This window comes from Pseudomonas asturiensis (assembly GCF_900143095.1).
Lineage (GTDB): Bacteria > Pseudomonadota > Gammaproteobacteria > Pseudomonadales > Pseudomonadaceae > Aquipseudomonas > Aquipseudomonas asturiensis.
The window spans coordinates 125,298-148,411 of the sequence record NZ_FRDA01000009.1; the positions used below are offsets into that span (position 1 = coordinate 125,298).

At 59.0% G+C, this 23,114-nt stretch carries 20 protein-coding genes; 12 read left to right on the forward strand and 8 right to left on the reverse strand.

From position 1 onward, the window contains the following. Positions 1–240: 240 nt before the first annotated feature. Entirely contained in the window at positions 241–4,077 is a 3,837-nt protein-coding gene (locus BUB69_RS17010; protein ID WP_073168756.1) for a sensor domain-containing protein, read from the reverse strand. A gap of 382 nt (positions 4,078–4,459) precedes the next feature. Here BUB69_RS17010 and ettA point away from each other — a divergent pair, with 382 nt between their 5' ends. Continuing rightward, a complete protein-coding gene (ettA, locus tag BUB69_RS17015) occupies positions 4,460–6,124 on the forward strand; it encodes an energy-dependent translational throttle protein EttA (RefSeq protein WP_073168757.1) in 1,665 nt (554 codons plus the stop codon). Positions 6,125–6,396: 272 nt separating this feature from the next. Here the strand turns inward: ettA and BUB69_RS17020 are convergent, their stop codons facing one another. The 4 genes from BUB69_RS17020 to BUB69_RS17035 form a co-directional block, all read right to left on the reverse strand. After that, a complete protein-coding gene (locus BUB69_RS17020; protein WP_073168758.1) occupies positions 6,397–6,897 on the reverse strand; it encodes a GreA/GreB family elongation factor in 501 nt (166 codons plus the stop codon). A gap of 78 nt (positions 6,898–6,975) precedes the next feature. Continuing rightward, positions 6,976–7,329: a hypothetical protein gene (locus BUB69_RS17025; RefSeq protein ID WP_073168759.1), complete on the reverse strand. Its 354-nt coding sequence runs from the start codon at positions 7,327–7,329 to the stop codon at positions 6,976–6,978. A 360-nt stretch (positions 7,330–7,689) separates the two neighbouring features. Next, entirely contained in the window at positions 7,690–9,543 is a 1,854-nt protein-coding gene (locus tag BUB69_RS17030; protein WP_073168760.1) for an Lnb N-terminal periplasmic domain-containing protein, read from the reverse strand. Positions 9,544–9,604: 61 nt separating this feature from the next. Continuing rightward, a complete protein-coding gene (locus BUB69_RS17035) occupies positions 9,605–10,093 on the reverse strand; it encodes a DUF3015 domain-containing protein (protein WP_024685455.1) in 489 nt (162 codons plus the stop codon). Positions 10,094–10,383: 290 nt separating this feature from the next. Here BUB69_RS17035 and BUB69_RS17040 point away from each other — a divergent pair, with 290 nt between their 5' ends. From BUB69_RS17040 to bamJ, 5 genes are all read left to right on the forward strand, one after another. Further along, a complete protein-coding gene (locus BUB69_RS17040) occupies positions 10,384–12,819 on the forward strand; it encodes a Lon protease family protein (RefSeq protein ID WP_073168761.1) in 2,436 nt (811 codons plus the stop codon). Positions 12,820–12,992: 173 nt separating this feature from the next. Then, positions 12,993–13,328 carry a PA4575 family protein gene (locus tag BUB69_RS17045; protein WP_073168762.1) on the forward strand — a complete coding sequence of 112 codons (336 nt, stop codon included), beginning with the start codon at positions 12,993–12,995 and terminating at the stop codon, positions 13,326–13,328. A gap of 93 nt (positions 13,329–13,421) precedes the next feature. Continuing rightward, on the forward strand, positions 13,422–13,910 hold the full coding sequence (locus BUB69_RS17050) for a TIGR00645 family protein (RefSeq protein ID WP_054984817.1): 489 nt from the start codon (positions 13,422–13,424) through the stop codon (positions 13,908–13,910). Positions 13,911–14,054: 144 nt separating this feature from the next. Continuing rightward, a complete protein-coding gene (locus tag BUB69_RS17055) occupies positions 14,055–14,363 on the forward strand; it encodes a DUF6482 family protein (protein WP_073168763.1) in 309 nt (102 codons plus the stop codon). 152 nt (positions 14,364–14,515) lie between these two features. Next, positions 14,516–15,133 carry a BamJ family beta-barrel-assembly machinery protein gene (bamJ, locus tag BUB69_RS17060; protein ID WP_073168764.1) on the forward strand — a complete coding sequence of 206 codons (618 nt, stop codon included), beginning with the start codon at positions 14,516–14,518 and terminating at the stop codon, positions 15,131–15,133. 79 nt (positions 15,134–15,212) lie between these two features. Here bamJ and BUB69_RS17065 read toward each other — a convergent pair whose 3' ends face one another. Further along, on the reverse strand, positions 15,213–15,455 hold the full coding sequence (locus BUB69_RS17065; protein ID WP_073168765.1) for a PA4570 family protein: 243 nt from the start codon (positions 15,453–15,455) through the stop codon (positions 15,213–15,215). A 336-nt stretch (positions 15,456–15,791) separates the two neighbouring features. Beyond that, positions 15,792–16,760, reverse strand: a complete 969-nt coding sequence (locus tag BUB69_RS17070; protein WP_073168766.1) for a polyprenyl synthetase family protein — start codon at positions 16,758–16,760, stop codon at positions 15,792–15,794. Between the two features lie 240 nt (positions 16,761–17,000). Here BUB69_RS17070 and rplU point away from each other — a divergent pair, with 240 nt between their 5' ends. The 5 genes from rplU (at position 17,001) to BUB69_RS17095 (ending at position 20,769) form a co-directional block, all read left to right on the forward strand. Further along, positions 17,001–17,312, forward strand: coding sequence for a 50S ribosomal protein L21 (gene rplU, locus BUB69_RS17075; RefSeq protein ID WP_002551971.1), 312 nt, complete (start codon positions 17,001–17,003; stop codon positions 17,310–17,312). Positions 17,313–17,344: 32 nt separating this feature from the next. Then, a complete protein-coding gene (rpmA, locus tag BUB69_RS17080) occupies positions 17,345–17,620 on the forward strand; it encodes a 50S ribosomal protein L27 (RefSeq protein ID WP_002551972.1) in 276 nt (91 codons plus the stop codon). 216 nt (positions 17,621–17,836) lie between these two features. Continuing rightward, positions 17,837–19,060, forward strand: a complete 1,224-nt coding sequence (cgtA, locus tag BUB69_RS17085) for an Obg family GTPase CgtA (RefSeq protein WP_073168767.1) — start codon at positions 17,837–17,839, stop codon at positions 19,058–19,060. Positions 19,061–19,150: 90 nt separating this feature from the next. Beyond that, entirely contained in the window at positions 19,151–20,269 is a 1,119-nt protein-coding gene (gene proB, locus BUB69_RS17090; RefSeq protein ID WP_073168945.1) for a glutamate 5-kinase, read from the forward strand. A gap of 29 nt (positions 20,270–20,298) precedes the next feature. Continuing rightward, on the forward strand, positions 20,299–20,769 hold the full coding sequence (locus BUB69_RS17095) for a CreA family protein (RefSeq protein WP_073168769.1): 471 nt from the start codon (positions 20,299–20,301) through the stop codon (positions 20,767–20,769). A 189-nt stretch (positions 20,770–20,958) separates the two neighbouring features. Here the strand turns inward: BUB69_RS17095 and rpsT are convergent, their stop codons facing one another. Continuing rightward, on the reverse strand, positions 20,959–21,237 hold the full coding sequence (gene rpsT, locus BUB69_RS17100) for a 30S ribosomal protein S20 (protein WP_024688935.1): 279 nt from the start codon (positions 21,235–21,237) through the stop codon (positions 20,959–20,961). Between the two features lie 251 nt (positions 21,238–21,488). On the opposite strand from rpsT, the gene murJ reads away from it, so the two are divergent. Further along, entirely contained in the window at positions 21,489–23,027 is a 1,539-nt protein-coding gene (gene murJ / locus BUB69_RS17105; RefSeq protein ID WP_073168770.1) for a murein biosynthesis integral membrane protein MurJ, read from the forward strand. Positions 23,028–23,114: the final 87 nt, after the last annotated feature.

Genomic DNA, 23,114 nt, shown 5'->3' on the forward strand with positions numbered 1-23,114 from the left:
GTCCGCGAAAGCCATGGGTCAGACGACCCTGCTTCAGCGGATGTGCCGGCCTCTTCGTGAGCAAGCTCACTCCCACCGGGATGTGAACTGCGCACTCCGTGGGAGGCGGCTTGCCGGCGATAGCGCCAGGCCAGGCGCTGCCAGGCCGACTGAAAACCGCATCGCCGGCAAGCCGCCCCACAGGGTCTGCACTTGTCCATTACGAACGATGGATACCGTAAGCATCAGTCACAAGCCCGTTCAATCCAGCATGAACAACGCATCATTGCTGAACTGCGCTTCGAACTGGTGGGCGGGCATCGGGCGGCCGAAGAGGTAGCCCTGCACTTCGTCGCAGCCGTGTTCGCGCAGGAAGTCCAGTTGCTCCTGGGTTTCCACACCTTCGGCAATCACCGCCAGATTCAGGCTGTGGGCCATGGCGATGATTGCCCGGGCGATCTGCGCGTCCTGCTCGCCGGAAGGCAGGCCGTCGACGAAGGTGCGGTCGATTTTCAATACGTCGATCGGGAATTGCTTGAGGTAGTTCAGCGACGAGTAGCCCGTGCCGAAATCATCCACCGCAATGCTGAGGCCCAGGTTCTTGAGGCCGTCGAGGATCTGCATGGCCTCATTGACCTCGCGCATCAGGATGCTTTCGGTCAGCTCCAGCTCCAGGCACGCCGGTGAGAGGCCGGTCTGATTCAGGATGTTGGCGATGCGTTTGCCAAGCTGGCCGTCCGAGAACTGCCGTGCCGAGATGTTCACCGACACTTTCGGCACGCGCACCTTGGCCTGATGCCACTGCTTGAGCTGGCTGCAGGCTTCGGTCAGCACCCAGTCGCCTACTTCAACGACCAGGCCCAGCTCTTCAAGGACCGGGATGAAGTCGTTGGGCGGAACCAGCCCGCGACGCGGGTGACGCCAGCGCAGCAATGCCTCGGCCCCGGTCAAGCGTTTGCCGTCTCCGCTGAACTGCGGCTGGTAATACAGCGTGAACTCCTTCTGCTCCAGCGCATGGCGCAGGTCGCTCTCCAGTTCCAGGCGTTCCAGAGCTGTGGCGTTCATGTCTGCCTGATAGAACTGGAAGTTGTTCTTGCCGCGCTCCTTGGCGTGGTACATCGCGGTGTCGGCGTTCTTCATCAACTGGCTCAGTTCATTGCCGTCCTGAGGGCTCAGGGCGATGCCGATACTGGCCGTCACGAAGAACTCACGCCCCTCGAGCACAAAGGGTGTCACCAGGCTGGTGAGGATCTTTTCGGCCACATGAATGGCGCGCTTCAGTGCGCTGTCCCGTGTAGGGCCTGGCTGCAGTAACAGGGTGAATTCATCGCCGCCCATGCGTGCAACCGTATCGTCGTCGGTCACGCAGGCCAGCAGGCGTGTGGCCATTTCCTTGAGCATGCGATCGCCTGCGGCATGGCCCAGGGAGTCATTGATCGGTTTGAAACGGTCAAGGTCCAGAAACATCAGCACCACCCAGGCCTGCTGACGTTCGGCCTGCTGCAGGGCCGAATGCAGACGATCCTGGAACAGTGTGCGGTTGGGCAGGTGCGTCAGGGCGTCGTAATAGGCCAGTCGATGAATGCGTTGTTCGCTGGCCTTGCGCTCGCTGATGTCGCTGAAAAAGCACACATAGCTCGCCAGGTCGCCTTCATCGTCAACCACCGCCGTGATGCCGACCCAGGCAGGATAATGCTCGCCGCTGCGTCGTTTGAGCCTGATCTCGCCCTCCCAGGAGCCGCGCTCTTTGAGTTGCGTGAGGATGTAGTGCACGTGCGCTTCCTGCTCGGCTTCCACCGTCAGCATGCCCGGCAACTGATCCAGCACCTGAACCACTTCATAGCCACTGACCCGAGTGAACGCTTCGTTCGCCTGGACGATGTAGCCTGCAGGATCGGTAATCAGGATGGCCGAGGTCGAGTGTTCGAAAACCGTCGCCGCCATGCGCAGGTCTTTTTCGGCGCGCCGCTGCTGACTGATGTCGCGGCCGACACCGAGGATACCTTCGAAGTTGTCGTGCTCGTCCCACACCAGTACCAGACGCAACTCCACCGGGATCTTGCGGCCGTCAGCCCGCAGGCAGTCGAACAGAAACAGCCGCGGCGCGGTGTCGCTGCGCAGGCGCGCCAGCTCCTCGGGCTTGTCGAGTACTTTGCTGATGGACCTCATCAGCGTGTCGAACCCGACCAGTTGCTGCCGGTTGGCGACCGCCGCACCCCAGCCGTGGTTCAGGATCCAGTCGGCGCTGTAGCCCAGCACGCTCTGCACTGACGGGCTGACGTAGTTGGCCTCAAGCCGGCTGTCAGTGGAGAAGATCACGTCGCTGATGCTTTCGGCGAGCATGCGATAACGCTGCTCGCTGTCACGCAGTGACTGGCTGGACGCAACCTGGTCGGTGATGTCCTTGGCCACGCCTATGATGCGGGTCACCAGGTCCTGACCGTCGCGCGCCAGGGCCTGTTCGCGAATATCGAAGCACCGCCAGTTGTTGTCGCGATCACGAAAGCGCAAAACGCATTGCAGCAGTTCGTTGTGGCCGTGGTGGCGCTGGCGCAGACGCATGTCTTGATAAGGCTTGGCATCGTCCGGGTGCAGCAGGATTTCCCAGAAAAACTCGCCCATCGCGTGCAGCTCGGACTTGCTGTAACCCAGCGTATGCCCCAGGTGGTGGTTGCTGTAGATCATGCGCTGGCTGAGCACATCCTGCACATACAGGTGATCCGGGACCGTGCGCACCACATCCGACCAGAAGCTTTCGCGCTCCACCAGCGACAGCTCGATCTGCTTGCGACTGGTGATGTCGCCGATGCTCAGGATCACGGCGTCGAAGTCGCTGCGGCTTTCAGGCAGCCTGAGCACCAGCCACAAGTGCTGGTCCTGGCCACTGTCCTGAATGAGGCGGGTTTCCAGTTCCAGTCGCGGTTGCTTGTCCAGAATTGCGCGAATCACCTCGACGCCGATGCCGGGATGCGCGCGCGACTCGCCTTCGATCAAACGCTGCCATGCTTGCTCACTGGACTGAACCGACAAGAGGTCCAGCGCGACATTGTTGACCTCGTTGATACGCAAGTGCTGCAGCAGGTGCCTGAGGCTGCCCGGCTGGGTTTTGAGAAAAAGGTCCAGATCCTCGCTGGTGTGGATATGCAGAGTCTCCAGTCGCTCGGGCAGGCCGGACATGTCCATGACGCAGATCGCAACGCCCGCGCCTTCGAAAATTTCCCGATAACGACGGCGACTCTCAAGCAATTGACGCTGACGCCGCCGCAGGCTGAGCAGTGCCACCAGCGGTACAATCGAGAACAGCAGGCCGATCAGGCATTTGGCGATCAGCGGTGCGAGCAGGTCACGCCGTGTCTTGTGAGTGTCGAACAGGCCGCGCAATTGCCAGTCGCTGTTACTCAGGGGCTGCAACAGGATGGTTTCGGTGTGGCCTGTGTCCGCATCATCATCGTGCGCGGATTCACGCAGGATAACGTTCTGGGAGACGCGTTTCTCCAGGCGCCAGAGGTGCTGGAAGTCTTGCGCGGGTTGCTGGATGAAGCCATTGAGTGCTTCGGTCTCCAGACGCAGCGCCCAGTAATTGCCGCTGTTGCCATTGCCCTGACGCATCAGCAGGTAGATCTGTGTGCCCTGTTCGTCGCTGGTATAGAAATAAGGGCGGCCCAAAGCCTGTTTCAGTGCTGTCTTCAGGAAGGCCCCATCACTGGCTGCGGCTGCGCTGTCTCTGATTACCTCGCCTGTCGGGTTGAGGCTGACCACGCTGCGCAGAGCGGGCAGGGCACTGCGCAGGGTGTCGAGCGTTGACGCATGCTCCAGGTCGCCTTCCTCACCGGCCGCCTCGTCGAGCAGATTTATGGCGATCTGCGCACTCAGTGCCATGTTCAGGTTCAGCCTGTCGGAAAGCTGATTGGCGTAGTCCAGGCTACGTTGGCGCTGACGCTCCTGTGTCTGATGAAACTGGTCGAGCTGTTGCCAGAGCAGCAGTGCCAGCATCATGAGCACCAACGCTGCCAAGACACCTTTCAATGAGCCACGCAGGGGCCCGCTCGTACGGTCTTTGGCGATACGCGATGACAATGGGGACGTTGACGTGGGCAAATCGTTGTTCCTGACTACTTAACTGAAGCAGCGATGCGTTATGCAATATAAGCCGGTCGCCCGAAGGGCGGCTAGCATGCCTTGAGTTGTGGCAGAGTGCCAGTCCTGCCGGGCCGGATCGTTTGCCCTGCAGGCCGCATTCGGGTAGCTTTGCGCAACGCGCGATGACTGCCCGACTCCTGCATGAGTGATTCCACTGCTTGCAAACACTGATCCAGCTTTATAGTTGCCGTCACCCTCGAATCCGTTTCTGCTTGCGTTGATTCAAGGCCCGTAACGGCCACGCGGCAAGTCTGAAAGACAAATAAAAGCTTTTTCCCGGCCGGAGCTTTAAGCTCGCGCACTTAATCGGTCCTTATCACAGACACCAGGTTTTCATTCCATGGCCCAATACGTCTTTACCATGCATCGGCTGAGCAAAGTTGTGCCGCCGAAGCGGGAAATCCTCAAAAACATCTCCCTGTCTTTCTTCCCCGGCGCCAAGATCGGCGTGCTGGGTCTCAACGGTTCGGGTAAGTCCACGCTGTTGAAAATCATGGCCGGCGTCGACACCGAATTCGATGGCGAAGCACGCCCGATGCCTGAACTGAACGTGGGTTATCTGCCGCAAGAGCCGCAACTTGACCCTACCAAGACCGTTCGTGAGGTCGTGGAAGAAGCGGTCAGCGTCATCAAGGACGCTCAGGCGCGTCTGGATCAGGTCTACGCCGAATACGCCGACCCTGATGCCGACTTCGACAAGCTGGCTGCCGAGCAGGCCAAGCTTGAAGCGATTCTGCAAGCCAGCGACGGCCACAACCTGGAGCGCCAGCTGGAAGTTGCCGCCGACGCGCTGCGTCTGCCCGCCTGGGATGCGCAGATTTCCGTGCTGTCGGGGGGTGAAAAACGCCGCGTTGCACTGTGCCGCCTGCTGCTGTCCGCACCGGACATGCTGTTGCTCGACGAACCGACCAACCACCTGGACGCCGATTCCGTCGCCTGGCTGGAGCATTTCCTGCACGACTTCCCGGGCACCGTGGTTGCGATCACGCACGACCGTTACTTCCTGGACAACGTCGCGGGCTGGATTCTGGAACTCGACCGCGGCGCGGGCATTCCTTACGAGGGCAACTATTCGGGCTGGCTTGAAGCCAAGTCCGATCGTCTGGCCCAGGAATCCAAGCAGCAGTCGGCCCATGAAAAGGCCATGAAAGACGAGCTGGAATGGGTTCGCAAGGGTGCCAAGGCGCGTCAGTCCAAGTCCAAGGCCCGTCTGCAGCGCTTCGAAGAAATGCAATCGCAGGAATTCCAGAAGCGCAGCGAAACCAATGAGATCTACATTCCGGCCGGTCCGCGTCTGGGCGACAAGGTTATCGAGTTCAAGAACGTTTCCAAGGGTTATGGCGATCGCGTGTTGATCGACAACCTGTCGTTCTCCATGCCTAAGGGCGCCATCGTCGGCGTGATCGGCGGTAACGGTGCTGGTAAGTCGACCCTGTTCCGCATGCTGATGGGCAAGGAACAGCCGGATTCGGGCAGCATCGAAATCGGTGAAACCGTGCAACTGGCCTGCGTTGACCAGAGCCGTGACGACCTGGATGGCAGCAAGTCGGTGTTCCAGGCAGTGTCGGACGGTTCGGACGTGATCCGCATCGGCAACTACGAAATTCCGTCGCGCACCTACGTGGGTCGCTTCAACTTCAAGGGCGGCGATCAGCAGAAGTTCGTCAAGGACCTCTCCGGTGGTGAGCGCGGTCGTCTGCACCTGGCGTTGACCCTGAAAGAGGGTGGCAACGTGCTGCTGCTCGACGAACCGTCCAACGACCTCGACGTTGAAACCCTGCGTTCGCTGGAAGAAGCGCTGCTGGACTTCCCGGGCGCCGCCATTGTGATCTCCCACGATCGGTGGTTCCTTGACCGCGTCGCGACTCACATCCTGGCGTATGAGGACGACTCGCAAGCGGTGTTCTTCGAAGGCAACTACACCGAATACGAAGCCGACCGTAAAAAGCGTCTGGGCGATGCTGCTGCCCAGCCGCACCGCGTACGCCACAAGAAACTGGCGTAATTCAGCGTTGTAACACTGCTGTACTGTGAGAGGCGGCATGCCGGCGATGGCGTCATTTCAGTCGCTGATATCGAGATGGATAAACCCCATCGATGGCAAGCCGCCTCTTACCAGCCAACGTGTAACCCATTGAAGAAACGATATTTTTTCTGTGGGAGCGGACTTGTCCGCGAAAGGGCAAGCACGTCCGACAAATATTCAGTGACTGAAACACAGTATTCGCGGACAAACGGAACGCCGCCCGGTCTGCTTCCACGACGCCCGGTGTCCGCTTACCTCTCGTCCGTCTCGATCAGTACCACTTCGATCACCTGATCCCCAAGCGGTCGCTTCCACAGCACTTCATCGCCCAATTGCGCGCCCAGCAACGCGCGGCCCAGTGGCGACCCCCAGTTGATCAATCCATTGGCCGCATCGGCCTGATCTTCCCCGACCAGTTGCACGCGCTGTTGTTGGTCGTCCTCATCGGCAAATGTTACCCAACTGCCAATCTGCACTTTTTCGGTCGAAAGCGCGGGCGTGACGACTTGTGCGCTGTGCAGCCGCTGATTGAAGTAGCGCAGATCGCGCTCCAGATCTGCCAGGCGCTGCTTGTCGGTGTTGTCGCTCAGCGCCGTCTGCGCGCTGTGCTGAGCCTGAAGATCGCTCACCTGTCGTTGCAGCAGCATCAGGCCGTGAGCAGTGACGTAATTGGGCTGTTCGCTGACCAGTCGCTCCACCGGCTGACTGGCGTCGGCAGCCGCATTGTCTTCGTTTACAAATGCGCGACTCATAAAGTGTCCTCCCTAATTGGGTTTGGGCCACTGTGCGAGGTGATTGGTTTCGTTGAAATGCCGGATGCTGCGTGCCAATCAGTTCGGGCGGTAGGCTTTTGCGGCGCTGCGGGTCTTTTCCCGCTCCCAGTCGCGGTCCCGGTCATTGAAGATCTGGCCGGGGTTCAGTCGGTCGCGACGGTCCTCGGACGCCTGGCACTGGCGAAAGCCATCGCTCCAGCCTTGAGCGTAAAGGCGATCTTTCAGGTAGCGGGGGACGTTTTTTCTGAATTGCCCGGAAAACGAGCCCGCTGCCGCCTTGCCACTGACGCATCCATCCTCATACCCGTCGGCGAAGCCCGGCGGGTACCCTTCAGCCAGCATCTGGTCACGGGCGGACTGACAACCTGCCAGCCCGATGGCCAGCGACAACAACACCCAATGCAGCTTCATGGCGACTTCCTCGACGTATGAGGTGAGTCTAGAAGCGAATATGTGAGTTATTTGTAAAAACGATGTAGGGAATAAGTAGTGTCGCTGTGCCAGCCGATGAACGATTCACGCCGAGTCGCTGGTCTCACGCATCCGCTGCAGTTTTTCACAACTTGCGCAGACACGCATCTGGCACCATCAGCGCTTACTTACAGCTTGAAGCCAGCCAAATCGAGCGCTAGCGATCTTTACCGAGTTTACATAGACCGATGCCGATCAACATATCACCAGTATCAACAGGGCGCTGGACAGTGAGATACCGTCGCTCAGACATCAAACTGAAGTGATGGTCAGCGGGTCGCGTCATCATCGCCCACGGTATCAATAGTGATACCACTTCACCTCGAGCATCACTTCGTTCTGTGGCGAACTCATCTGGCTGAATTCACGCTGGGCACTCAGGCGCAGGCCGACGTTTCGCGACAGTTCCCACTGCTGGTTGAGGCTGACGCTGCGGCGTACTTCGCCATTGGTGAAATAATCGCCCTTGGCTTCAAGGCTCAGGTTGCCCAGCGGGTTGCGCCACAGCAGGCCGGTATTGAAGCCGGCGGCTGGGGAGATGAATGCCGAGAAGTCGTTGTTGTGCTCGACGCGCACCGTGCCCAGCGCGAAGCCCAGCACTTCGTCACCCAACTGCCAGGTACCGCCTGCGCCGCCGTTGACATGGCTGACCAGGTTTTCATCGCCATGCTTGCCCAGCACGCGCTCAAGGCCGCCGGTGACTTGCCATGACCACGGTTTGAGCAGTTCAGTGCGAGGTGTCAACGAGCGAATGGTCGCCAGATCCAGTTGCTGAACCTGCCAGTCGTTGCCTTCGTATTGGCGTACCTTGAGCTGCAGAATCTCGATCTGCGCACCGAGCGGGAAGCCGTAGGCGTTGTCGTTCAGGTCGTGGTACGCCATACGCAGGCCGTACTCACCGAAAGCTCGGTCGCCCCGGGTGCCGACACCCAGTTGCCAGGTACGGGACTCATGCCCGTCTTCCGGCAGGCCGGGTCGCTGGATGTCCAGCTGCGGCGGCGGGTTCTGGTTGATGGCCTGTAGCAGTTCGAAGCTGCGCTGCGAGCGCGCAGCGTCACGTTCCAGGCCATTGGCGCGATAGCGCTCCAGTCGATAGGCCGCGTCCTGAATCAATGCACGACGCTCTTTGGGCTGCGCCAGATACTGGCTGTCTTTCAACTGCTTCTGATCGGCACTGACTTTCAGTACCCATTGCTGCTCGTCGGCATCAAGCGGTTCGGCGCGGCTCAGCAGTTCGCGTTCGCGGGAAGGGCGATAATCGATGCTTTCCACAAGGCCCGCAGCCTTGATTGCCTTGACGGTATCGGTGGGAATGGCAGTCAGGCCGAACTGTTCAGTCAGGTGCAGCCCTGGGCGGGCGACCTGCAGCAGTTCAAGCAGGCGATACGAGCAGTTTTCATCGAAGAAGAAATAGCTGAAGCGAATCTGTTTCAGCTCCCACACATGCTCCACCATGCGCCCGGTTTCCTCGGGTGTCAGGTTCAATCGGTATTCCCACAGATCCCGGTTCTCCAGGCTGCGGTATTCCGACAGTTTTTCCTGATAGGGCACCAGTGCGAACAGGCCCGGATAACCCCCCATCAGGCCCTTCCAGGCGTAAAGAATGCTGTTATCCATGCCTTCGATGTAGGCGCCGAAGTTGATCGCGTAGCTGAGCAATGTCGTGTTGTTGGCTTTCGCGCTGGCGGGGTCGATTCGCAGCAGCGTGTGGCCGAACATCGAAGAAGGGCTGTTGAGGTAGGCCGCCGGGAAGATCAGCACTGTGCTGTCCGGGGCCACATCCTTGTACCAGGTCTTGAATTCCTTGCAGTCCAGCACGGGCAGGTCGGTCAGCTTCAACTGATCGCGCAGCCAGCGGGTTCTTGCAGGGTAAACGCACTGGGCGTGAGTCTGCTCTTGGGTGACAGGGGCATAAATGGCATCGAGCGTCGCGCTCAGTTCGGCCTTAGGGTCATGCGCGCCATCAGCCGCGAGAAAGAATTTGGGGTCGTCAACATAACTGCGCCAGCCGCCGAGCTTGCCCGCCTCGTAGTGGCCCAGTGAAATCCAGAATGGCTCGTTGGCCAGTTGCTGCAAACGGTCGGCAGCCACGCGTGGGGCGGCAGACAAGGGGGCACACACAAACAGCGCCAGCAAGACAAGACGTTTGAGCATAGAGGGCAACTAGTCAGGGAGAAGAGTCCCGCCCCTCTGAAAGAAGGGCGGGCGAACGACTTTAAGCCTGGGTAGCGTACTTGGCCAGGGTTGGATCGTTTTTCAGGACGTTGACAGTGTTGGTGTGAACGTCTTCGGCAGTGGCGTCAGCCTTGCTGAAGATTTGCGAGAAGTGCTCGTGAGTGACGGCGGCGAAACGTGCACGATCTTGCGGTGCAACGCCCAGCACGACCGCGTAGGTGGTCAGTGCTTCGCCTTGGCCCATGGCCATGTCCTTGGAAAGCTCGTCCATCATGCCGTTCATGGCCAGCCAGGATTTGCCGCCATAAGTCAGGGCGCTGTTGGTGGAGCAGCCGTTGGTGCCGGAGGTCATGCCGAATGTGGCGTTGCCCGAAGTACCGTTGGTGGTAGAAGCCAGGAAGTGAGCGGGAGTACCGCGTTGACCTTCAAACAGCATGTTGCCCCAACCGCAATCCGGGCCGCCTGGCGCTTGAGCCATGGCGTTGATGGAAACTGCAGCGAAGAGCGTTCCGAGAAGAATCCGTTTCATAGCTTTTTTCTCTATTTATGTTCAGCCAAGGGTCGAGTTTCTTTGGTGTCACACCAAGCCGGATAGCCGTTTAACAACCACCCGCGCAGTTTTGAGCTTAGGTCGGTTCCAAGGGTTCCGTGAGCGATTGCAGAATATTGCGTAAAACAGCATTTTTTATTGCGGCTGAAATGCCATTCATGGGGATGAAAATCATACAGTCGTCCTCTGGCTTGAACGCCTGCCTTGCAAGTCGTGTGCGGCGAGCGCCAGAATGCCGACATCTGCCCCGCCTGATGTAAGGAACACTGATGCCCGATTCTGTCGCAGCCAACCTACGCCTGGCGCCTCACGCGCTGACCCGTCCGTTTTCCGCTGAACAGTTCAGCTTTTCGACCACCAACGATCTGGAACCCTTTCGCGGTGTGCTCGGCCAGGAGCGAGCGGTAGAGGCCTTGCAGTTCGGGGTCGCGATGCCGCGTCCCGGTTACAACGTGTTTGTCATGGGCGAACCCGGCACCGGCCGTTTCTCGTTCGTGAAGCGCTACCTCAAGGCCGAAGGCAAGCGGATGCAGACGCCATCGGACTGGGTCTACGTCAACAACTTCGACGAGCCCCGCGAGCCCAAGGCACTGGAATTGCCGCCGGGCACGGCGCACGCCTTCATGGCTGACATTGGCGGTCTGATCGACAACCTGCTGGTGACGTTTCCGGCCGTGTTCGAGCACCCCTCGTATCAGCAAAAGAAGAGTTCGATCGATCGCGCGTTCAACCAGCGCTATGACCGCGCGCTGGACGTGATCGAGCGCCTGTCGCTGGAAAAGGACATTGCGCTGTACCGCGACAGCTCCAATATTGCCTTCACCCCGATGGCCGACGGCAAGGCGCTGGACGAAGCCGAGTTCTCGCAACTGCCGGAAGCAGATCGCGAGCGTTTTCATGAAGACATTTCTGCTCTTGAAGAGCGTCTGAACGAGGAGCTGGCCAGTCTCCCGCAGTGGAAGCGTGAGTCGAACAACCAGCTGCGTCAGCTTAACGAAGAAACTATCACGCTTACCCTGCAGCCTTTGCTGGCGCCGTTGTCGGAAAAGTACGCCGAGAACGCCGCCGTCTGCGCTTATTTGCAGGCGATGCAGGTTTACCTGCTCAAAACACTGGTCGAGCAACTGGTCGACGACAGCAAGACCGATGCCCAGGCGCGCAAGCTTCTGGAAGAGCAATACAGCCCGAGCCTGGTCGTGGGTCATACCCATGATGGCGGCGCGCCGGTGGTGTTCGAACCGCATCCGACCTACGACAACCTGTTTGGCCGCATCGAGTACAGCACGGATCAGGGCGCGCTCTACACGACCTACCGCCAGTTGCGCCCCGGCGCGCTGCACCGTGCCAACGGCGGCTTCCTGATTCTGGAAGCGGAAAAGATGCTCAGCGAGCCGTTCGTGTGGGATGCGCTCAAGCGCACCCTGCAGTCGCGCAAGCTGAAAATGGAATCGCCGCTGGGTGAGCTGGGACGCGTAGCAACGGTGACACTGACGCCGCAGGTCATTCCGTGGAACGTCAAGATCGTCATCATCGGTTCGCGTTCGCTGTACTACACGCTGCAGGATCTGGATCCGGACTTCCAGGAGATGTTTCGCGTGCTGGTCGACTTCGACGAAGAAATTCCGATGGTCGACGAAACCCTGGAGCAATTTGCCCAGTTGCTGAAAACCCGCACCTCGGAAGAGGGCATGGCACCGTTGACCGCCGACGCTGTTGCGCGTCTGGCGACCTACAGTGCGCGTCTGGCCGAGCATCAGGGGCGTCTTTCGGCGCGCATTGGCGACCTGTTTCAACTGGTCAGTGAGGCGGATTTCATTCGCCAGCTGGCCAGCGACGACAAGACGGACGCCGGCCACATCGAACGTGCGTTGAAGGCCAAGGCCACGCGTACCGGTCGTGTGTCGGCCCGCATTCTCGATGACATGATGGCAGGCGTCATTCTGATCGACACACACGGTGCCGCTGTCGGCAAATGCAACGGCCTGACCGTGCTGGAAGTCGGTGATTCAGCCTTTGGCGTGCCAGCCCGTATTTCTGCGACGGTTTATCCAGGCGGCAGCGGGATCGTCGATATCGAACGCGAGGTCAATCTCGGCCAGCCGATTCACTCCAAGGGCGTGATGATCCTGACCGGTTACCTGGGCAGCCGTTACGCGCAGGAATTCCCGCTGGCGATCTCGGCCAGCATCGCGCTCGAGCAATCCTATGGCTATGTCGATGGTGACAGCGCTTCGCTCGGCGAGGTGTGTACGCTGATCTCGGCACTGTCGCGCACGCCGCTCAAGCAGTGCTTCGCGATCACAGGTTCCATCAACCAGTTCGGAGAAGTGCAGGCCGTCGGTGGGGTCAACGAGAAAATCGAAGGCTTCTTCCGGCTGTGCGAGGCGCGTGGCCTGACGGGCGAGCAGGGTGCAATCATCCCTCACGCCAACGTGACCACCTTGATGCTCGACGAGCGGGTCGTGCAGGCGGTGCGCGATGGTCAGTTCCACATCTACGCAGTGCGTCAGGCCGACGAGGCGTTGAGCCTGCTGGTGGGCGAGCCCGCTGGCGAGCCGGACGAGAACGGCGAATTTCCTGAAGGCAGCGTCAATGCGCGGGTGGTGGAGCGCTTGCGTGACATCGCCGAAATGCTCAGTGACGAAGACCTGAAGGAAGAACTGGAGAAGGAGCCTGCCCAGTTGCAGCCTGAACTCAAGGTGTAATGCAGCCCTGGCAGATATCGGGTGATTTCAGGGTCACCCGATGTCCGTTCATCAGACCTGGTTTCACAACCCGACTTTTCTTCTATTCTGTCAGGTGATCGTGGTGGCCAAATGGACTGGCGCATCTTCCCGCTGTTGAGGAGGGTGATACCGCTGCTGACAAGGAGCTCGCCATGCCGCGTAGCCTCTGCCTCATCCGCGAATGCCTCGGGTTGATGACCCGAGTCGAATGCGTCATCCGGCCTGTACCGGGTGAAGATAACCTGTGGATGCTGCTGTTTGCCGCCGGAATGTCAGGCGAGCAACCCTCTGCCATCCGCTCTCAGGGGCCGTTCAGTGATATGGACCAGGCGCAGTCCATGCTGGACAGCATCGCTGAAAACCTCATGCTCAGCGGTTATCAAGCCGCCGACGATGTGCCGATCTGGGCGTTGCACATGCAGGCCGAGCTGCGCCGTCTCAACAGCGACAGGTCCAGTGTTCAGCGTTCTTCCCCTTTTCAGGTCTGACGCAGGGTTCTCTGCGATATTTTGTCGCATCTCTAGAGCCGCTCGTTCCCGCTGATATACTCGCGCGTCTTTTCAAAACACTTGCGAGTACCAATGGAACGTTTCTTCGAAAATGCCATGTATGCGTCGCGCTGGTTGCTGGCACCGATCTATTTCGGGTTGTCCCTTGGGTTGCTGGCGCTGTGCCTGAAGTTCTTTCAGGAAATCTTTCACGTTATCCCCAATATTTTCAGTCTGGCCGAGGCCGACCTGATTCTGGTCCTGCTGTCGCTCATCGACATGGCGCTGGTCGGCGGCCTGCTGGTCATGGTGATGATCTCCGGTTACGAGAACTTCGTTTCGCAACTGGACATCGACGAGGACAAGGAAAAGCTCAACTGGCTGGGCACCATGGACTCTTCGTCACTGAAAATGAAAGTGGCGGCGTCCATCGTGGCGATTTCGTCCATTCACCTGCTGCGGGTGTTCATGGATGCGACCAACATCAAGACCGAATACCTGATGTGGTACGTGATCATCCACATGACCTTCGTGATCTCGGCCTTTGCTATGGGCTATCTGGACAAGCTGACCAAGCACTGAGCCGTCAGCCTTACACGCCACGTCCGCCTGTCCCGAGCTTGAAGTCGAGCGAAGGGCGGGCGGTTTCGTTTCTGGCTTGTTGAGGGAGGCTGCTGTAAAAAGTCCGTTGCGATGCTTTCAGCAAACGACGAAAGAGGCTCGATCATGAATTATCAGGAATTTACCGATCATGCCCAGGCGGGTCGGGTCAATGAGCTGAATCTGATCTCTATCGAAGGCGGTATCTACCTGCTTGAGGTGCTGATGGACGGCAGCTCCGGGATGCTCAAGGATAATGCTGGCAAGACCTTGCACCTGCGCTCGGTCGAGCATGCGCGCGACCTGCTCAAGAATCTGCCGGTGGTGCCTTTCTATCTGGTCCATTGTGTGGTGCATGACGAGCTGTGCGGCATGCCGGTCAATGATCGCTCGGAGATGCGCATGCCGATCTCCTTTCACTCGTCCTGGTCCTGACCCTGAGGCGCGCTTCGCCGCTGCTGTAGGGGCTGTCAGGTCAATTGTGCTAGTCTGCTCGCCCTTTTGGTTCGGGGTGCAACTGAGCGGGTCATGATTGCCGTACGGGTTTTCGTGTCCGCCGACAGCGCGCCCCTTTGCGGAGCAGTGTCATGTCCGAAGTCAATCTGTCCACCGACGAAACCCGCGTCAGCTACGGCATCGGCCGTCAGTTGGGCGACCAGCTGCGTAAAAACCCGCCGCCGGGCGTCAACCTTGAGGCCATCCTGACGGGCCTGACCGATGCATTTAACGCTCAGCCGAGCCGCGTCGATGAAGAAGCAATGTCCGCCAGCTTCAAGGCCATCCGCCAGATCATGCTGGCTGAAGAGGCTGTCAAGGCCGAGAAAGCAGCGGCTGCCGGTGTGGCTTACCTGGCTGAAAACGCCAAGCGCGAAGGCGTGACCACGCTGGCTTCGGGTCTGCAGTTCGAAGTGCTGACCGCAGGCACAGGTCCAAAGCCGACGCGTGAAGATCAGGTTCGCACTCACTACCACGGCACGCTGATCGACGGCACTGTGTTCGACAGCTCGTACAACCGTGGCGAGCCGGCGGAATTCCCGGTCGGCGGCGTGATCGCTGGCTGGACCGAGGCGTTGCAACTGATGAACACCGGCAGCAAATGGCGTCTGTACGTGCCGAGCGAGCTGGCTTACGGCGCTCAGGGCGTCGGCGACATCGCACCGAACAGCGTGCTGGTGTTCGACGTGGAACTGCTGGACGTTCTGTAACGTTTTCAGGCGGTACGCAAGGCTGCTGAACGAGTCTTCCCGATTCGTTCAGCAAGGGGGTTGTGCTGATGCTTCATGTTCAGTGCAACTCACCCATCGGGCGCAACGCCCGCGCATAGCAGAACAGAAACAGGTTGCGCACCAGTTCCTTGAGCACCACCGGCTCGCTGGAGCTCAGGCTGTACACATCCAGATCGCCCTGATCACGCAACTCCTCCAGCGCTTCCTCTTCCAGTACGGCACACACTTCCCCCGTTTCCCGATGAAGAATCCTCAGGTAAGGGTGGGGGCGGTCCAGCCATGCATCGATCAAATAAGTCATCTTCCATCTCCTGTATCGGTTTGATGAGAATAATTCTTATTGGGATAATAGCAAGGCTCTATTGAGATTAATTCTCATTTTGCGCTGAGTGGTTGATTTGGGTCAGTGAACTCGGGTGACGATCGTGTCCACGCTGCGCGCTGATCGTTATGCATAAGTCTGGAGGGCGCGCAAAACGCGGCTAGAGCGAAGGTGTCTGACTGGATTCGTACCCGTGGGAGGCGGCTTGCCAGCGAGCCGCTTCCCACAGTCCATTGGTTGCAGCGAGCGTGAGGAGCGATCAGTGCAACAAAAAGCCCGTCACAAGGACGGGCTTTTCGTGTTGCCTGATGGTGATCAGTGCGTACGCGCTACGGCGAATTCACTTAGTTCGATCAGGGCGTCGCGGTACTCGCTGGGCGGCAGGGCGTCCAGGCAGGCGATAGCTTTGGCGGCGTAATCGCGGGCCATTTGTGCGGTGTAATCCAGGGCTCCGGCGCTTTCGACAGCGTTGCGGATGCTTTCCAGGTCTTCCAGGCCGCCCTTCTGAATGGCCTGACGAACCAGCGCCGCCTGCTCGGGCGTGCCTTCACGCATGGTGTAGATCAGCGGCAGCGTAGGCTTGCCCTCGGCGAGGTCATCACCGACGTTCTTGCCCAGCGTCTCGGCATCGCCACGGTAGTCCAGCAGGTCGTCGACCAGCTGGAACGCCACGCCAAGGTGATCGCCGAAGGTGCGCAACGCTTCGCTCTGCTCCTGGGAGGCATTGCACAGGGCTGCGGCGCTATGGGTCGAGGCTTCGAACAGCATGGCTGTCTTGCCGCGAATCACTTCCATATAGGTTTCTTCGGTGGTGCTGGCGTCGCGAACCTTGGACAGCTGCAGCACTTCGCCTTCAGCGATGACGCGAGTGGCCTTGGACAGGATTCTCATCACGTCCATCGAGCCGAGTTCGACCATCATCTCGAACGAGCGCGAGTACAGAAAGTCGCCAACCAGTACGCTCGGTGCATTGCCCCACAGCGCGTTGGCAGTCGAGCGGCCGCGACGCATGCCGGACATGTCGACGACATCGTCATGCAGCAGGGTGGCGGTGTGCAGGAATTCGATGGTGGCGGCCAGCAGGCGCACGTCGTCGCCCTCACGGCCCAACGCCTTGCCACACAGCAACACCAGCAGGGGGCGCAGACGTTTGCCGCCAGCGGACGTGATGTAATCGCCGATTTTCGAGACCAGCGGTACGCGTGACGTCAGTTGCTTTTTGATGATAACGTCAACGGCACTAAAGTCGTCCGCCACCGCGCGGTAGAAGGCTTGGGGTTGCATCAGCGACACGTGCTCCGGATAGGTTGCGCCGCATGCTAGGTCGCGGGGTAGAGCGTGTCAAGGTATGACGAGCGGCCTCTTGCAACCCATGATCGGCTTGCGTACAATCGCGCACCCTAACTTTCCTGGGCAGCACCTGCCTTACGCAATTGCAAACGGGCCGTTCCAGCCCTATGCAGCCATGCCAGCCGATACTCTTCTTATAAAGAGCTGGGTGAGCAGGATTTTCGGAGAAATACCATGTACGCAGTAATTGTTACCGGTGGCAAGCAGTACAAAGTCGCCCCAGGTGAATACCTGAAAATTGAAAAACTGGAAATCGCTACTGGCGAATCCGTCACGTTCGACCGCGTTCTGCTGGTCGGCAATGGCGACGACGTCAATATCGGTGCTCCGGTTGTTGCTGGCGCTACTGTCGTGGCAGAAGTGGTTTCGCAAGGTCGTCACGATAAGGTTCGCATCATCAAGTTCCGTCGTCGTAAGCACCACATGAAGCGCATGGGCCACCGCCAGTGGTACACCGAGATCAAAATCACAGGTATTCAGGCTTAATTCAGCCTAATCCTCATTTGGAGAATTGACTCATGGCACACAAAAAAGCTGGTGGTAGTACCCGTAACGGGCGCGACTCAGAAGCCAAACGCCTTGGCGTGAAGATGTATGGCGGCCAGGCTATCATTCCGGGCAACATCATCGTGCGTCAGCGCGGCACCCAATTCCACGCTGGCTACGGCGTTGGCATGGGTAAAGATCACACCCTGTTCGCGAAAGTGGAAGGCGTGATCAAGTTTCAAGTCAAGGGCGCCTTCGGTCGCCGCTACGTGAGCATCGTTCCGAAGACTGAAGTCTCCGCAGCGTAATCACGCAGTAGCTTAAAAGCCCTGTCTTGCGACGGGGCTTTTTCGTTTGTAGAGGTAGAGAGTCAGGTGAGTCTCTTGCAAAACTGTTTGTGCGGGCTGTTGTGATGTTGACCCTTGGGGTCGCTGGTTTCTGATCGGTATCGCAACGCTCATTTTTGCAAGAGTCTTATGTAATTTATGTGGTTCTGCTCGTCCCTGTGGCGGGAGGCGTGCGTTATGAAATTTGTAGATGAAGTATCCATTCGAGTAAAGGCCGGTGACGGCGGCAACGGTTGCATGAGCTTCCGTCGCGAAAAATTCATCGAGAACGGTGGCCCCAACGGTGGCGATGGTGGCGATGGTGGTTCGGTCTACATGATGGCCGACGTCAACCTCAATACGCTGGTCGACTACCGCTACACGCGTCACTTCGATGCTGAGCGCGGTTCCAATGGCGGCAGCACCGATTGCACGGGTCGCAAGGGTGAAGAGCTGGTGCTGCGCGTACCGGTCGGCACCACGATCATTGACGCCACCACCCAGGAAATCATCGGTGACCTGACCAAAGATGGTCAGCGCATCATGGTTGCCCAGGGCGGCTGGCACGGTCTGGGTAACACGCGTTTCAAATCCAGTACCAACCGCGCTCCACGTCAGACCACGCCGGGCAAGCCTGGCGATCAGCGTGATCTCAAGCTGGAATTGAAAGTGCTGGCTGACGTCGGTCTGCTGGGCTTGCCGAACGCAGGCAAAAGTACCTTCATTCGCTCGGTGTCCGCTGCCAAGCCGAAAGTGGCCGACTATCCGTTCACCACGCTGGTGCCGAACCTGGGTGTGGTCAGTGTCGATCGCTGGAAAAGCTTCGTCGTTGCCGACATTCCGGGGTTGATCGAGGGTGCATCCGATGGTGCTGGCCTGGGGATTCGTTTCCTCAAGCATTTGGCGCGTACTCGTCTGCTGCTGCACCTCGTCGACATGGCGCCACTGGATGAGACCAGTGCGGCTGATTCGGCTGAAATCATCGTCAACGAACTGGTCAAGTTCAGCCCGTCCCTGGCGGATCGTGATCGCTGGCTGGTGCTGAACAAGTGCGATCAGTTGCTTGAAGAAGAGCACGAGGCTCGCAAGCAGGAAATCGTTGACCGCCTGCAGTGGACGGGTCCGGTCTACGTGATCTCTGCCATCGCCAAAGAAGGCACTGAGCAGCTGACGCGCGACATCATGCGTTATCTCGAAGAGCGCAGTCTGCGCATCGCCGAGGAGCCTGGTTACGCTGAAGAGCTGGCCGAGCTGGATCAGCGCATCGAAGATGAGGCGCGTGCTCAGCTGCAGGCGCTGGATGATCAGCGCGCACTGCGTCGCAGCGGCGTGAAGAGTGTGCATGACATCGGTGATGATGACTGGGATGAAGAAGATGTGGACGATGAAGATGGTCCGGAAATCATTTACGTCCGTGACTGATCGCTTGAAGTAAACTTGAACGCCGCTACGTTTGTTAGCGGCGTTTTTGTATCCCGAATTTGAAAACTCTCTGGCTAAGGTTGGAAGATGATGCGCAGCAAAGTGACGGGTGCCCAGCGCTGGGTTGTGAAGATTGGCAGTGCTTTGCTGACGGCGGATGGCAAGGGGCTGGATCGCACGGCCATGGGTGTGTGGGTTGAGCAGATGGTGGCGCTGCATGAGGCGGGCGTCGAGCTGGTGCTGGTTTCTTCCGGGGCGGTGGCTGCCGGGATGAGTCGCCTTGGCTGGACCGTTCGACCCAGTGCGATGCACGAGCTGCAGGCTGCCGCTGCGATTGGCCAGATGGGGTTGGTCCAGGCGTGGGAGTCGAGTTTTGCCGAGCATGATCGGCACACTGCGCAGATTCTGCTGACCCACGATGACCTGTCGGATCGCAAGCGCTACCTGAACGCCCGTAGCACGCTGCGCACCCTGGTCGAGCTGGGCGTCGTGCCGGTTATCAACGAAAACGATACGGTGGTCACTGACGAGATCCGTTTCGGTGACAACGATACGCTCGCGGCGCTGGTGGCCAATCTGGTCGAGGCTGATCTGCTGGTGATTCTCACCGACCGCGACGGCATGTTCGATGCTGATCCACGCAACAACCCTGATGCTCAGCTGATTTTCGAAGCGCGCGCGGATGATCCAGCGCTGGATGCCGTTGCCGGCGGTACGGGTGGTGCGCTGGGGCGTGGTGGTATGCAGACCAAGCTGCGTGCTGCGCGTCTGGCGGCCCGTTCCGGTGCGCACACCGTGATCGTCGGTGGTCGCATCGAGCGTGTCCTGGCGCGGCTCAAGGGTGGGGAGCGACTGGGTACGCTGCTTTCGCCTGAGCGCGGCATGCTGGCGGCACGCAAGCAGTGGCTGGCGGGGCATCTGCAGACGCGCGGCACCCTGGTGCTGGACGATGGTGCGGTATCGGCGCTGGCTCGCGATCACAAGAGCTTGCTGCCGGTCGGCGTCAAGTTGGTGCAGGGCAGCTTTCGGCGTGGCGAGATGGTGGTGTGCGTGGCGCAGGATGGGCGTGAAATCGCGCGTGGCTTGAGCAATTACAGCGCGGTCGAGTCGCAAAAGATCATCGGTCAGTCATCCGAGGCTATTGTGAAGGCGCTAGGGTACATGGCTGAGCCGGAATTGATTCATCGCGACAATCTGATTCTCGTCTGATTCTGGTCACTCTCAAGAAGGAAGGCTCGATGCGCGTCATGAAAGGTGTTTTGGCTGCTCTGTTGTTCGTGCCTGCGCTGGTCTCGGCAGAAGAGATCGGTCAGGTTTCGACGGTATTCAAAATGGTCGGGCCTAACGATCGTATCGTGGTCGAGGCGTTCGATGATCCGAAAGTCGACGGTGTGACCTGTTATTTGTCGCGAGCCAAGACGGGTGGAATCAAAGGTGGCCTGGGGCTGGCTGAGGATCGGGCGGAGGCGTCGATTGCCTGTCGTCAGGTGGGTCCGATCCACTTCAAGGAAAGCCTCAAGGATGGTGATGAGGTGTTCAAGGAGCGTACATCGCTGGTGTTCAAGACCATGCAGGTGGTGCGTTTCTTCGACAAGAAGCGCAATGCGCTGGTGTATCTGGTCTACAGCGACCGTATCATCGAAGGCAGCCCGCAGAATGCGGTAACGGCCATTCCGATCCTGCCTTGGTCGCCCGCGCCTGCGCCATGATTGTGAGTGGCTCGACCGAGTGCTTGCCGCCTCGAGTTTGTTGGTTGCAGTAGCTTGTGTATGGCGATGAGCGCCGCCTTTAGGGGTGGGCTCGGCGTCAGGGTGTGCTTGCCGATATCCGTACAGTCCCGCTTTTCCGCAGGCAATAAAAAACCGACCCTGGGGTCGGTTTTTCAACAAGCGGATCGCTTAGGCTGCAGCAGCAAGGTTCAGAGCCTTGATGTGACCGTTCAGGCGACCTTTATGGCGAGCAGCTTTGTTCTTGTGGATGATGCCTTTATCGGCCATACGGTCGATAACAGGTACAGCCAGAACATAAGCAGCTTGCGCTTTTTCGGCGTCTTTTGCTTCGATGGCTTTCACTACATTCTTGATGTAGGTACGAACCATGGAACGCATGCTGGCGTTGTGGCTGCGACGCTTCTCAGCCTGTTTTGCACGTTTTTTGGCGGAAGGTGTGTTGGCCACCGTCGAGCTCCTCGAAAGACTTTGTGAAATAGCAAACAAAATAGGCCGCGAATCATGCCGATGAGTTGAAGTCTTGTCAAGGGCAGTTAAGGTGTTCCGCCGAGTGGTCGCTACATTTGTCCGGATGATTCATTTCCGGCGTATGACCTGTAAACTCGCGGCCTTTGGCTTCGGGCTTTTTAGCGGCGCGAAGTATCGCATAAATGGAGAGCTTAATCGCCCATCCTTTGCCAAGGCACACAACTCTTTCCATGAATCTACTCAAGTCACTCGCCGCCGTCAGCTCTATCACAATGGTTTCCCGGGTTCTGGGCTTTATCCGCGACACCATCATCGCGCGCACTTTCGGGGCCGGAATGGCGACCGATGCGTTCTTTATCGCGTTCAAATTGCCCAATCTGTTGCGCCGCATCTTTGCCGAAGGAGCGTTTTCCCAGGCGTTCGTGCCGATTCTGGCGGAATACAAGAATCAGCAGGGCGAGGAGGCGACGCGTACGTTCGTGGCGTATGTGACCGGGCTGCTGACGCTTGCCCTGGCGCTGGTGACGCTGTTGGGTGTGATCTTTGCGCCCTGGGTGATCTGGGCCACGGCGCCGGGCTTTGTCGATACGCCTGAGAAATTTGCGCTCACCTCGGATCTGTTGCGGGTGACGTTTCCTTATATATTGCTGATTTCGCTGTCCTCGCTCGCGGGCGCGATCCTCAACACCTGGAACCGTTTCTCGGTGCCGGCCTTCGTGCCGACCCTGCTCAATGTCAGCATGATCTTTTTCGCGCTGTTCCTGACGCCCTATTTCGATCCGCCGGTCATGGCGCTGGGTTGGGCGGTACTGGCGGGTGGGCTTTTGCAGCTTTTGTATCAACTGCCCCACCTGAAAAAGATCGGCATGCTGGTGCTGCCACGTCTGAATCTGCGTGACTCGGGCGTCTGGCGAGTGATGAAGCAGATGCTGCCCGCCATCCTTGGCGTCTCCGTCAGTCAGATTTCTCTGATTATCAACACGATATTTGCCTCATTCCTCGTCGCCGGGTCGGTGTCGTGGATGTACTATGCCGACCGCCTGATGGAGTTGCCGTCCGGGGTGCTGGGTGTTGCGCTCGGCACGATCCTGTTGCCGATCCTGTCTAAAACCTACGCCCAGCGTGATCGTCAGGAATATTCGCGGATTCTCGACTGGGGGCTGCGCCTGTGCTTCGTGCTGGTGCTGCCCTGCACGCTGGCGCTGGGTTTGCTGGCTGAGCCGCTGACCGTTTCTCTGTTTCAATACGGCAAGTTCGATGCGCTGGACGCGGCCATGACCCAGCGTGCGCTGGTGGCTTACTCGGTCGGCTTGCTGGGTATCATCCTCATCAAGGTGCTGGCTCCCGGCTTTTATGCGCAACAAAATATTCGCACCCCGGTGAAAATTGCGATCTTCACCCTCATCGTGACTCAACTGCTCAATCTGGCCTTTATCGTGCCGTTGCAGCATGCGGGTCTGGCGCTGGCGATCAGTGTCGGGGCCTGCATCAATGCGGGCCTGTTGTTCTGGCAGTTGCGCAAGCAGGCGCTGTTTCAGCCGCAGCCGGGCTGGGCGGCGTTTCTGTTCAAGCTGGTGGTCGCGGTGGCTGTGATGTCGGGCGTGCTGCTGGGCATGATGCATTTCATGCCCGCCTGGGATGAGGGGCACATGCTCGAGCGGTTCCTGCGCCTGGGCGCGTTGGTGGCGGCGGGGGTGGTGACATACTTCGTCATGCTTTTGCTGCTGGGTTTCAGGCTTCGGGATTTTGCCCGCAAGGCGATCATGTAAGCGGTATTTCAACGGTGGGCAGTCGGGTTTGCGCGTTGTGCACCGACTGCTTTGATCGGGTCCTGGCGTGTTGCCTGTCGTCCGGGG